The organism is Ruegeria sp. O11 (assembly GCF_056535285.1).
This window is the reverse complement of sequence record NZ_JBQERS010000003.1, coordinates 1-12642: the sequence shown is the minus strand read 5'-3', so window position 1 is coordinate 12642 and position 12642 is coordinate 1. Positions and strand designations below refer to the sequence as shown.

10 protein-coding genes and 1 tRNA gene are annotated in these 12642 nt (G+C 54.4%); 8 read left to right on the top strand and 3 right to left on the bottom strand.

What is annotated here, in order from left to right; genetic code table 11:
• The first annotated feature begins 180 nt into the window (after positions 1-180).
• Positions 181-266: transfer RNA gene (locus ACRZ91_RS08345), tRNA-Leu, on the top strand.
• Between the two features lie 8 nt (positions 267-274).
• On the opposite strand, the gene ACRZ91_RS08340 is transcribed toward ACRZ91_RS08345, so the two are convergent.
• Positions 275-772, bottom strand: a complete 498-nt coding sequence (locus tag ACRZ91_RS08340) for a hypothetical protein (protein ID WP_170543646.1) — start codon at positions 770-772, stop codon at positions 275-277.
• Positions 765-1526, bottom strand: a complete 762-nt coding sequence (locus ACRZ91_RS08335; RefSeq protein ID WP_480904161.1) for a helix-turn-helix transcriptional regulator — start codon at positions 1524-1526, stop codon at positions 765-767. Before ACRZ91_RS08335 ends, ACRZ91_RS08340 begins: the two co-directional genes overlap by 8 nt.
• A gap of 611 nt (positions 1527-2137) precedes the next feature.
• On the opposite strand from ACRZ91_RS08335, the gene ACRZ91_RS08330 reads away from it, so the two are divergent.
• The 6 genes from ACRZ91_RS08330 to ACRZ91_RS08305 all read left to right on the top strand — a co-directional run bounded on the left by ACRZ91_RS08330 (position 2138) and on the right by ACRZ91_RS08305 (position 11032).
• Positions 2138-4549, top strand: coding sequence for a hypothetical protein (locus ACRZ91_RS08330; protein WP_480904158.1), 2412 nt, complete (start codon positions 2138-2140; stop codon positions 4547-4549).
• 131 nt (positions 4550-4680) lie between these two features.
• Complete coding sequence (locus ACRZ91_RS08325) at positions 4681-6624, top strand: type I secretion protein (RefSeq protein WP_480904155.1); 1944 nt, start codon at positions 4681-4683, stop codon at positions 6622-6624.
• A gap of 36 nt (positions 6625-6660) precedes the next feature.
• Positions 6661-8952, top strand: coding sequence for a type I secretion system permease/ATPase (locus ACRZ91_RS08320; protein WP_480904152.1), 2292 nt, complete (start codon positions 6661-6663; stop codon positions 8950-8952).
• 3 nt (positions 8953-8955) lie between these two features.
• The gene (locus ACRZ91_RS08315) at positions 8956-10296 is read left to right on the top strand and encodes an HlyD family type I secretion periplasmic adaptor subunit (protein WP_480904149.1); all 1341 of its coding nucleotides are present in this window, start codon (positions 8956-8958) and stop codon (positions 10294-10296) included.
• Between the two features lie 72 nt (positions 10297-10368).
• Positions 10369-10761 (top strand): rhodanese-like domain-containing protein, encoded by a 393-nt coding sequence (locus ACRZ91_RS08310; RefSeq protein ID WP_170543658.1) that lies wholly within the window; start codon positions 10369-10371, stop codon positions 10759-10761.
• A gap of 85 nt (positions 10762-10846) precedes the next feature.
• Positions 10847-11032: a hypothetical protein gene (locus ACRZ91_RS08305; RefSeq protein WP_010442554.1), complete on the top strand. Its 186-nt coding sequence runs from the start codon at positions 10847-10849 to the stop codon at positions 11030-11032.
• On the opposite strand, the gene ACRZ91_RS08300 is transcribed toward ACRZ91_RS08305, so the two are convergent.
• Positions 11020-11832 carry an alpha/beta fold hydrolase gene (locus ACRZ91_RS08300; protein WP_480904804.1) on the bottom strand — a complete coding sequence of 271 codons (813 nt, stop codon included), beginning with the start codon at positions 11830-11832 and terminating at the stop codon, positions 11020-11022. The two genes, ACRZ91_RS08305 and ACRZ91_RS08300, sit on opposite strands and share 13 nt — an antisense overlap.
• 47 nt (positions 11833-11879) lie before the next feature.
• Here ACRZ91_RS08300 and ACRZ91_RS08295 point away from each other — a divergent pair, with 47 nt between their 5' ends.
• Positions 11880-12254, top strand: a complete 375-nt coding sequence (locus ACRZ91_RS08295) for a hypothetical protein (RefSeq protein ID WP_170543664.1) — start codon at positions 11880-11882, stop codon at positions 12252-12254.
• Positions 12255-12642 lie beyond the last annotated feature (388 nt).

Here is a 12642-nt window from a genome sequence, read left to right as displayed (position 1 = left end):
ACGAATTGCCCGAACCCTGTCAAGTAAAGCGTTTCCTTGAAACGTCCGATCCTGAATTTTGATCGCACCGACATTCGAATTTATGGATCAATCCATTGAGTATCTTTTCAATCGTTTTGGTTGCTTGTAAGAGATTGCCTAGGTCATCAGAGTGGTTTGAAATTGTCGCTCAGGTGATATGCGGGCGTGATGGAATGGTAGACATATCGGACTTAAAATCCGAAGGCCTTAGTGCCGTGTGGGTTCGAGTCCCACCGCCCGCACCAGTTGAGCTTCAGACCGGGAAACCCAGCCGGGATATCAGTTTCCAGATGTCTTTGTTCGCGTCCGAAAGCTGAGAGACGACATCCTCGATTTCTTTCATCGCTTTGTCATCCACCGTATCTTCCCGCCCTAATTTAATATCAGTTTTGCGATCAGCGATTCTCATCAGGATGGTCTTGGGATTTCCGCTTTCCTGATCAAAGGAGTAAATGCAGTGGTTGTACTTATTCCGGATGGAGGACAAGCGAGACAAACGCTGGGTGTGTTCAAGGATCTGATCACGGATTTCAGGCGCGCGACCTTCCATCTTCGCAAGACGCTCGACCAGATCGATGCGAGCTCGCGTCGTGTTCAAAGTCAGGAAAATGATCACTGCTACATCTTTGTTGGCCTCGGTTAGCCCAGCAATGAGGTGGATCAGAAGGCTTTCGGTATTTGTCCACATGTAATTGAGGCGACCCACCAGAAGGATGAGCCGGTCAAATCGGGTTTCGAAAGCCTCATCCAACGGCTGCGCTACGCGCTTCGTTCGGCGCGACCTCGAAATAGAAATGAGCGGCCTCGGTCCGGTTGCTCACTTCGATTTTGCCCGAAACATTATGCATGTGCAGTTTGACTGTATGTTCAGTAATGCCCAGCCTGGTCGCAATCGTTTTGTTGCTTTGGCCTTTGGATACAAGCCTCAAAACTTGTTTTTCCCGGCGTGTAAGCTTTGCGTATTGCAGTAGTTTGTCGGGTGACCGAGTTCTGGTCGCAGGCTGTTTTTCGATTGGTACGTCCGCTGCGCTTGGCGATGCCGCCATACTGTCGGCCAGAAAACAAGGCAGGTGCAGTTCTTCATGCATGAGAAGCCGCAATATCGCGCGCCACACATCCGGAGCGACGTTCATCGGCAGATATCCGATGTTGCCAAAACTCGTGCGGTCCCAGTGTTCGAACAATATCCGAGCGGGGCTTTTCTTGCGATAGGCGAAGGCAAGGCAGCCGTTTTCTGCAACTTTTGCATAATCGGCGGGTCGCGCCAGCAGCTCATCCAGCATCATCTGATCCACCACGATTATTCGTTCGGCGGAACTCGCGACACTACTTTTGGCCAGCACGTCTTCCAGGTGATCAAATCGCTCTGCACGAACACCGAATTCAGTTTGAACACTTCTTAGGGTTTGGTCCGAATAGAACAGTTCTTTGCCGATAAATATGATCGAAAGCTCTTCGGGATATTCGATCTGACTACGGGCATCGTCTTGTAAGGAATAACTCACTGATCTTCCCCCACTAGCAAAAACGTCACCTTCTGAAGCCAAAAAATGCGGGCACAGGGTTAAGCGACGTGAGAAATTTTATCATCCAAATTACGTGTGATCATACCTGAAAGTACGGGTTTCAGCAACCAGAGGCAGTATTTAGGAGCTGCATATCTAGAACCTTTGATCAGGTTCAATTCCAATCCAGATTGCCTAACCTGATGAAATGGCTTCGTTAATAATAATGTTCGATCTGCCGAGATTGTTTCCCCTTCGATTTGGCGATGGAAGGGGCAATTTTTCAAATAAAGTGCATTAATAATAAGCAGTTAAAGAAACTAGTGCTTTCGACCAGCTATGCATGCCCGCTCATGACTGCAACCATGATGGTGCTTTGATTTGTAAAGCGCACTTGAACCTGACGTGCCCATGGATTCGCGTATTTTGGCGAGACCCCCGTGGTCACGGAATCGGCTAAGCCGAGAAAGGGGGGCAAACCAAACAGAAGACGATCACTGCCGCGCGAGTGTCCAGTTTGACGCTCTTTGCGCGACGTTTGTTTTAACCGCGCCAGTAACCGCTTTTTAGATGAATGGCGGTCGGGTGCTTCCGTAAAAGTGGAATTTATTATGAGACGCCAGCCTAATCAAACGACAACCGTAACAACAGTTGATGAAGTCCAAATCGACGATCTGGACGCCGATTTTGATACTGATATCGCGGTAGACGAAGCAAATATCGAGGCGGACATCAACGCTCAACAACAGCAGCAAGAGCAAGATGTTGATAATTCTGCGAACAATTCTGACTCACAGGACCAAGATCAATCACAACGTTCAAGAAATGATAATGACAACGATCAGGATCAGCGCCAAAACCAAAATCAGAACCAGCAAAACACCAACGGTGGAGAAGACAACAACGACAATGACAATTCGAACCACAACGAAGTGAACATCGACTTCGGCGGCGGCGAGTGGATTCCGCGCGATGACGACAAAGTAGATGTCGATATCGAAGATATTGATGGCGATGTAGGCGACGTAATCACCGCAGGTGACGACCTGGATTATGATCCCGGTGATGATATCAACATTGATATCTCACAAGATGGCCCAGGAAACGACTTCGCATCCATCAACAGCCAGTACGCGAGCCTAGAGGATAACGACTCACTAGGTAACGCATCGGTATCAAATTCAGGTGACTTTAGCCAAAGTGGCAACGCTCATGGAGGTGAGGCCTACGCGGAAGACGGTATCGACGTAAATAACGATGGTGGCGACTCGGGTGATGGCGGAGAGAGCTATGGAGGTGATGCCGATGGCGACACCAGCGGCAGCCATTCGTTTGCACTCGGTGGTCATTCTGGAAACGCTGATAGTTCGGCGTCTGGTGGTGATGGCGCATCTTCGGGTGATGCCTATAACGCAAGCCTTGGTCTTGGACTTTCCGGTGCGCACTCCAGCGGTGACAGCACCGGTGGCGATGGCGGTGACGCCGATAGCGAGTCCAATGCGGATAACTACGGTGAAGCAAGCGCAGACAGCGACTCGACCGGTGGCGACGGTGGTAACGCTGAATCGTTTGGTCTTGGTCTCGGCCTTGCTCTGTCCGGTTCGAACGCTGATGGCGATGCAGATGGTGGTGATAACACCTCAGGCGCGCTGGCTGCCGGTCTCGGCCTAGCAGGCAATGACTCGTCAACCGGAGATGCTGATGGTGGAGATGGTGACGCTGAAAATGACGGTTCGGCTGACAACTCCAGCGAAGGAACCAACGAAGCTAACGAATCTTCCTCTGGTGGTAATATTGGTCTGGGTCTGGCGGGTGCGGGTGCACTTGGCCTGAACGATGCCGATGGCGGTAGCGGTTCTGGCGGCGAAGGATCAGGTGGTGAAGGCTCAGGCGGCGAAGGCTCAGGCGGCGAAGGCTCTGGTGGCGAAGGCACAGGCGGTTCCGGCACTGGTGGCAACGCCAACGGTGGTGATGGTACCGGTGGAGATTCGGGCTCTGTAGAAGAAGCCTTCCCATTCCCGGTACTCCTTGTCGAAGAGGAAGATCCAGACGGTGACGAAGAAGCTGCAGCTGGTAACTCGAACGGTACCGGCGGTGACGGTGGTACTGGTGGTACTGGTACCGGTGGTACGGGCACTGGCGGTACGGGTACCGGTGGTACGGGTACCGGTGGTACGGGTACTGGTGGTACAGGTACTGGTGGTACAGGAACCGGTGGCGCAGGTGGCGGTTACGTAGACACGGATGCGGCAGCGCAAGGCGTTGGTGACCAAGATGCCGCTGGTCCGGTAATCACGCAGTCACCCGGTGACATCGACGGCTCGGCCGATAACGATCAGGACGTTGATGGTTCCGGTGGTAACGGTGGAACCAACACAACCAATGGATCTGCTGACGCCAGCGGTGATGGTATGGCGACCGCCGAAGGTACTGGTGGTGCAGGCGGAACAGCCAACCCCGAGTCAAGCTCGGCGGCAAGCGGCGCAGGTTCTGCTGACGCAACCAACGAAGCCGGAAACGGTGGCGATTCCGAAGCGTGGTCCGACGCAGCCAATGACGGTTATGCAGAAAGCCTTGCCGAAGCGATTGCCGGATACGGTGGTGACGCGTCATCTGACAATGATGCAGACTCGTCGGCTTCGGGTGATGCAACCGGTACCGCGACGTCTGGCGCCGGTGGTGCAGGCGGTGCTGCGGCATCGACCGGAGGAACCAGTGGTGATGTCATGGGCTCGTCGACTGGTGGTGCAACCACGGGTGCAACGAATACCGGTGGCGAAGCGTCTGGTGCGTACTCTGGCGCTGGCGGTGCTGGCGGTGACGGCGGTATGTGGGGCTCGGACAACGGTGGCGACGGTATCGTCAACGGTGAGTCTTATGCATCCGCAGCTGCGGTAGTTGACACATCTGCCTTCAACCAATCGATCGTCATGGGTGCCAACGTGCTTGGTAACTCGGTCGACACGACCATGGTTGGCGGTTCGATGACTTCGACTTATTCGAGCGACGACACCGAGGTCTAAGACCCTATTCGCGGGGGCCGCATTATCGGTCCCCGTTCATTGAAACCGCTGAGGCCGCGTCGAGCGGCCTCGGCCCAACATATCCCGAACCGGAAATTTTTGGGCCGGTAAGGGCGTAAGGGATCATCGAAATGTCATTCGATAGTGTTACCGAAAAGATTGCACACTTTATTGGAACTTTTGATCTCACGATTGAAAAAGCCCGGCTGAGGGATCAGTACGAAGAGTTCACCGCCGTCAGACGCAAGGCGGAACTCGACGAACTGGAAGAGCCCGCAAAAATCCGGGTCAAAGCAGATCTTGAATTAGACCCGGGCAAATTTGGCCCGCTACCCTATGGGTTCAACACTTCCCCGGCCACTCCTGAACTTCCACCACTGGTTGACGGACCGGATATTCAAACGGCCATCACACTAGAGCCACCACTCACTGACGGTCCACCGTTGCCTGAGGCGACCACCGGCATCGGCGCAACGTTTATAATCGAACAGAAGCTTGAAATTGTGACCGAACTTATCGGTTCGGCAGTAACCTATACATTCCAGAACATTTTCCTACGCGACAATGATGTCGTGGGCGAAGGGGATTTTCGCGACGTCGACCAACTTATCGCCCAGGCAGAAGCAGCAGCGCAGGTTGCGGCCTCGATGCATGGGTTTGCCGTACCTTCATTCTCGATCTCCGACTATCTGTCTATCGAGTATGTGGAGGCATTGGCCGCAGAGATGCTTGCACCGATCAATGTCGAAGTTGAAGGTGCGGTTGTTTATCAGTTCCACGGCGAAGACGCGATCGGTGTAATCGTCAATGGTGAGTATGTGGACGAAGCCCCGGTTTGGGATGACCTTTTGCCCGAGCATCACAGGCCTGACGAAGAGGAAGAGGATGAAACGCCTGATGCGATGCCCGCGGAATGGGATCAGGATGAGGATTCTGAATTTGCAGACGGCCACACGGTGATTGCAGGCGGCAATCTTGCGATCAACGAAGTGAACGCAACTGTAGCGTGGGTCGACGCGCCCTACATCGCCGTGGGTGGTAAATCGATCGAGTTGGCTATGATCAGCCAAGTTGCTGTTGTGTCGGATATGGATGTAGGCACGAATGGCGGATCGGGCACCAATGTTGTGCACTCATCGACGATCGAAGTAGAAGGTAATTCAGCCCCTTGGTTGATGCAGGGGGCAAACGACGACGCTCCGGCATTCATACATGTTGATTGGATCACCACTGACCTGATCGTCGCTAATTTTGTGAAGCAGAACATTGATGCGACAGATATCGATCACATTGATACCGAGATCAACGCGACGACGACGCTCTATGCACTGGGCGACAATGAGTTGGTGGATGTCACCAATATCCTCCAGCTTGGCAGCTACTACGATCTGATCATGATCGAAGGCGACATGATTACGGTCGATGCCTTTATTCAGACCCACGTCTTGATAGATGATGATGTGATCACGGGCGGCTTGCCGGGCCCGATTGATGGATCGGATGAGAACCTCGTCATGAACGAAGTCGCGCTGACGAAAGAAGGCGAAGACACGCATCAAGAGATGCATAGCTCAATGGCCGAAGCGATGGCCTTTGGCGAAGACGACATGGCGTCCTTGGAAGAGGCGCTGATGAACGATCCAATGTTCGCCGGGATGGAGCAGATGCGTGTGCTCAAGGTCGACGGATCGCTGGTGCAGGTCAATGTCGCCGAGCAATCGACCATGCTTGCTGATCAGGATGACGTACATCTGCATGGCCCAAACGCCGATGAGACCGAAGTGGTGGCGGGCAGTAATGCGATGCTCAATGCCGCCCATGTCACCAAGGCGGGTGTGGATTCAGTCGTCATGGCTCAGGACGGGGCCTTTTCTGATCTATTGCTACATCAAGCAAGCCTGATTGATATGCCGACGAACGAGGACATCGCTGAGATGACCAATGAGGCGATCGCCGCCATTATGGAAGAGGCAGGTATGCCTGGTTATGAAGGCGGTATTGGCCCTCAGGGCAACGATCTCACGCCCAGCGAATTGGCGAATTCCTCTGATGGCCTGCAAACCATGCTGGCCTGATTTTCCCTGATTAACGAGTGACCGGAAGGTTAGTTTATGTCGATCGTTTTTTCGTCGCGCCGCACCCGTTTTGCTAGCCCATTGGACCGGCACGGAGGAGGGGGTCCGTTGACCCTCAAAACCCGTGATCGCGTGGCCAAGTCAAACGGGAATTCTTTGTCGAAAACAGAGGCACGATTGCGGTTGACCCCTGAAATGCGGATGCCTGAGCCTTGCGTTGGAACGGCAGCTGCAGAACCTGCGACGCACCCCAATGATCCAGAACAATTGCCGCGTGCGGCGCAACAAACATACAGACCGACGCAGGCAGAAGCAGAGGCAGAGCAGCAGAATGCAAATTCAAAATCGTGCGCTGGCTCTCCCCTTCGGCGCACGCGGTCGCGGCCCAAAAAAGACAAGGATCCTGTGGGTGGCGACGCTGGGGTGGCCGATGCGGAAGCCCCTGATCGTGAAGCCGCCGATCAATCGACTGCGCGCATGACCCCCTCTGTGCAGTCGGACGGCAAAAATCGCATGGGCACCACGATCGAGGCTAAGGCAAATGAACCGTTGATGCGCCTGGAAACGGGAGGCGGCGACGGGAACGGGCCACCCCAAACTTTTCACAAACGCACCCCGCCCGAAGATTTCCAGAAGACTCTGCGCACATCGCTGCGGGCAATCTGGCGCAATCTGGCTTTCGTGCTGGTTCTGACTTGCGCAACTAACGTTCTGATCCTTGCGATCCCAATTTACCTGTTTCAAATCAGTGACCGGGTTCTGACCAGCCGGTCACTGGATACGCTTATCATGCTGACCGCTATCGTCGCCGGGGCGGTCATTTTTCAATCAGCCTTTGACGCTGTAAGGCGATTCATGTTGATGCGCACGGCGGTCGAAGTGGCCGCGCGTCTTGGTGCTCCGGTTTTGAGTGCCGCTGCACACGCTTCTCTGCATGGTAATGGACGTGAATATCAGACCTTGGGTGATCTGCAGCAGGTGCGGGGCTTTCTGGTTTCTGGCACATTGATTTCGTTTCTCGATGTTCCGTTTGCGCCGCTCTTCATCCTGATGATCTTTCTGGTCCACCCGCAATTGGGGATGATTGTCGTGACGACGGCTCTTATCCTGATGGTGATCGCGCTGATCAACCAGAAGATGACGGCCAAGCCCTTTGCCAAGGCCAATCAGGCGCAATCTTTGGCCAACCAGCATTTGGATTCGATGTCGCGCAACAGTCAGATCATCAACGCGTTAGCGATGATCCCCGAGGCGGTGCGCATCTGGGGTCGTGACACCGCACAATCGCTGACCTGGCAGGTCAAAGCGCAGGACCGCAACGTCATCTTCGCTGCTATTTCCCGTGCCGTTCGCTTGCTGACACAAATCAGCATTTTGGGGTGGGGCGCCTTTTTGGCCCTGCAGGGAGAGATCACCGGAGGAATGGTCATCGCCGCTTCGATCATCGCGGGCCGGGCCTTCGCTCCGATTGAGGGATCGATTGAGGGCTGGAATACATTCCTGCTAACGCGAGGTGCTTTTGGCCGGATCAAGGCACTGCTGTCGAGTTCGGCTCTGCAATACGAAAAATTACGCCTGCCGCGGCCCGAGGGACGTCTGGATGTAGAGCGTCTGCTCTATGTCCCGGGTGGAACCAAGAGTGTCGTTCTAAACGGGATTACCTTTGCACTGAACCCCGGGGAAACTTTGGCAGTCATCGGGAATTCAGGCGCGGGCAAAACGACGCTGGGCAAAACGCTGGTGGGTTCGATTCTTCCGACCTCGGGAAGCGTCCGGTTGGATCTGATGGATATCCGCAATTGGGATCCACGCCAGTTTGGCGAGAATATTGGCTATCTTCCGCAGGACGTGCAGCTGTTCCCAGGTACCATCAAGGACAACATCGGCCGGATGCGTGCGGACGCCACAGATGAGCAGATCCACGATGCCGCCGTTCTGGCAGACGTACACAACATGATCGCGACGCTGCCACAAGGTTATGAAACCGTGGTGGCCGCAGACGGTTCGCCCCTTTCTGGCGGGCAAAAGCAACGTATCGCTTTGGCACGGGCTTTCTTCGGAAACCCGCGACTGGTTGTTCTGGATGAACCGAACTCGAACCTCGATGTGGCGGGCGACAAGGCGCTGGCACGGGCGATTGAACAGGCCAAGGAAAGCAAGATCACCGTGGTCGTCATCACACAAAAACCAACGCTACTGAATGTGGTCGACAAGATCATGCTGCTGACTGACGGACGTGTGGCGCTGTTCGGGCAACGCGAACAGGTGCTGGAAAAGCTCAACGGGCCGCGCCAGCAACCACCTGAAATTCAGGGCAAGGGGGATTAAGCGATGAACGAAGTGGCACGCACCGACGAATCCGGGCTTTGGTATGCCGAGGTTCCGCGCTCGATCACCAAGTTCATAGTGATTGGGTTAGCCATGCTGATCATCTGTTTTGGTGGCTTCGGCGTCTGGTCATTCCGCGCGCCTCTGGCGGCTGCGGTCATCGCGCAAGGCAGCTTTGTCGCCACCGGTCGTAATAAAATCGTGCAGCACCTGGAAGGTGGGATCATCGAGAACATTCTGGTCGCGGAAGGAGAATCCGTTCAGGCCGGACAGATCATGATGACATTGGACCAGACCTCGGCCGAGGCCAATGAGCGCGAGTTGTTCATCCGCAAGATCCGCCTTCAAGCGATGACTGAGCGGCTTCTGGCCGAGCACAGCGAACAGGAAAACCTGGTGTTTTCGCCAGCGCTGATCGAAGCGTCAGACGACGTTGAGGTCATGACGATCCTCGACAATCAGAAACTCAGCTTTGATGTTTCGCGCAAGACTTTACTGAACGACATCGCCCTGCTTCAGCGTAATATGGAGGCATTGAAAATCCGTGCCTCGGGGTTTGAAGCGCAGTTGACCAGTATGGAGCGCCGCTCGGACATATTGAAGGAAGAATATGACACCAAGCTTTCACTGTTTGAGAAAGGGCTTGTACGCAAGGGCGATCTGAACACGATCCGCCGGGTACAGGCCGAGGCCGAGGGTCAATTGGCACGCCTGCGGGCAGAGACTGCCGAGGTCAATCAGATGTTGCTGAAGTACGAAGAACAGATTCTGCGGACACGATCAGCTTATCGTGAGGCCGCTCTGGACGAATTGGGCGTTATCGAAGCCGATCTGGAAAGTGTGCGCGAAAAGGCGCGCCAGGCCCGCAGTGTTCTTGACCGTGCTGTGGTGCGGGCGCCGGTCACAGGAACCGTCGTTAGGTTACACCATCACACGCCCGGTGGCGTTATCGAAACAGGCGAACAGATCGCCGAGATCTTACCCGCTGACGCGCCGTTGATTATCGAAGCGCAAATCCCGAGAACAGAGATCGACAGCGTCATAACTGGCCAGATTGCGACGGTTCGGCTCGTGGCCCTCAACCAGCGTACGACGCCTGTTCTGGAAGGTCAGGTGTTCTATGTCTCGGCCGACTCGCTTGTCGAAGATTCTGCTGGCATGCCGCAAGAGGTGTATCTGGCGCGCATCTCGTTGACCGCCGATGAGATGAGCCGCGTACGGGGGTTTGTTCCCACGCCCGGAATGCCTGCCGAGATCATGATCCAAACCGAAGAGCGCACATTTGCCGCTTATATCGCCAAACCGGTCGTCGACAGTATGTCACGTGCCTTCAGGGAACATTGATTGCCTGAACCTCTACACCTTCAATTTTCTGCATGTTAGCCTTTAGCGGATCAACGAGCAGGAGAGACGAAGATGGCACTGACGGTCAAGGACATGATGCAAGCAGCGAACGCCGCAGTTGAGCGTATTGGTGCCAGCAAGGCGCAGGAATTGCTGGGACAGGGGGCATTACTATTGGATATTCGCGACGCACCAGAACTGGAACGTACCGGTCGCGCCGTTGGTTCGCACCATATCCCACGCGGAATGTTGGAATTTCGGGCTGATCAAGATTTGCCATCTCATGATCCTGAATTGCGCAAGGACAGGGTGATCATCCTGCATTGCGCGTCAGGAGGCCGGGCAGCGCTGGCAGGAAAACTGCTTAAGGATATGGGATTTTCTCATGTCTATAATCTGGGTGGGTACTCAGATTGGGTTGAGGGTGGCGGAGAAACCATCGGTCCGATGGATCGCGGAATGTAGCGATGAATTCTGACCCAAATCAATGCCACGAATATACTAGGGGTGTAATGTCTTGGCCAGAAACCAAACGACAGGACGACTGGCCATGATACGCCTTGCAGCCATGCTATATTCTCTGATCGCTACCGCAATTGCAGGTAGTGCTGTAATCGCCGTTCTGGCCGCCGGGATGGTCAGTTCGGTGGCGATCATTTCTGCGGCCGCTGCAGGTGCTGTTGTTGCCGCACCCGCGTCATGGCTCGTAGCCAAGCGTCTCTATCAAGGTGCATGATCAGGCGTCAGAAAGGTTCTGACGGCCGCTTCGAATTCACGAGGTTTCTCGGCGTGCAGCCAATGGCCTGCGCCGGGAATTTTGGCAAAGCGTGCAGCGGGAAACATCTGACGGATTTGGTCGCGATATTCGGGCAAGACATAATCCGATGCGGCACCAGAAAGAAAAAGAGTCGGACCATCCCAATTGCCAGACGCCTCTGGAAAACCCATAATTTTGGGCATTTCATGAGCCAGAACATCAAGATTCAAACGCCATTTCTTGTTCTCGACATCCAGAGATTGCGTGAAGAAGCTCTGAAGTGCTTTTTCAACTCCCTGATCCGCCAGCTGCGATTCTGCATCAGATCGTCGTTCAACATGTGACATATCAACAGCGCGCATCGCTTCAATGTATTTGATCTGGCTATGTCCGTAGGAAACCGGAGCAATGTCGGCGACCACCAGTTTGCGAACCTTGTTTCCGTGCTTTAGGGCTAGCACCATTGCGGCCTTTCCGCCCATAGAATGCCCGACGACATCTGCGGCACCGCCTATGCTGTCGATCACTTCGGCCAAATCCTGCGCCAATTCGGAGTATCCATGCTGATCATTCCAAAAGCTGTAGGCATGATTGCGCATATCGGCTGCGATCACCTGCCGCTCGTCTGACAAGCGCCGCGCAATCACACCCCAGTTTCGCGCCGAGCCATATAGGCCATGCGCTATCAACAAAGGAGGTTGGTCAGTCGGGTCGCCATGGATGATCGTGTTCAACATGGCTATGTGATACCTGCCACCAGATGGAACAACCAGCCCCATTGTCGTCAGCATTGAGCGCGGTTAGATTGCCCCGTCAGGAGACGTGAATGTCGCAGGAATTCGATATACAGACCCAAATCGCGCAGACCATCTTACTGCTGCGTAAAAAGCTTGGTGTGCGGGACAAAACCCTGACAGCATCGGTTCGCCGTGCGAGACGTAGATTGCCGCGTAAGGTCTATAAGCAGGCACTGGTGCTTGCGCAGGCCGAGAAGATGGCAGTTCATCCAAAGCTACGGCTGTTGCTGGATACACCCAAACTCGAGCAGGCATCGGAGGATGTGCAAAGCCATCTGAATGCTATCAACCTTGCTGACCGGCGCTGGGGGTGGTTTCTAAGCTTTCTGGGGTCGCTTGCTTTGGGCTTGCTGGTTTTGACCGCCGTGTCGATCTTTATCCTCAGGTCGCGTGGCTTGATCTGATTCGCAATTCAAGCGCAATTGCGCGGATCAGAGGATGATGCAAAGAGCCTCCGGCCGGCTAAAACCCAGATCAGACGTCACACCTCCGAGAACAATATTTTTGAAGCGTTTGAGGCTTGTATTGCCCGTATCTTCTTATTTGATGTGCGCGCAGCAGATTTTGCCAACGACGCTGGATGCATCAGGCACCACTGATTTCTCACGTGTACGTCAATCTATATAGCAAAGCGGCGCCCACAGGACGCCGCTTTTAATGATCAAAGTCCGGACTTTTCAGAGGTTCGGATAGATCGGAAACTTGGCGCAAAGCTCAGCGACTTCGGCTTTGACCTTTGCTTCGACTGCGGCATTGCCTTCTTCGCCATTGGCGGCCAGACCATCGACAACT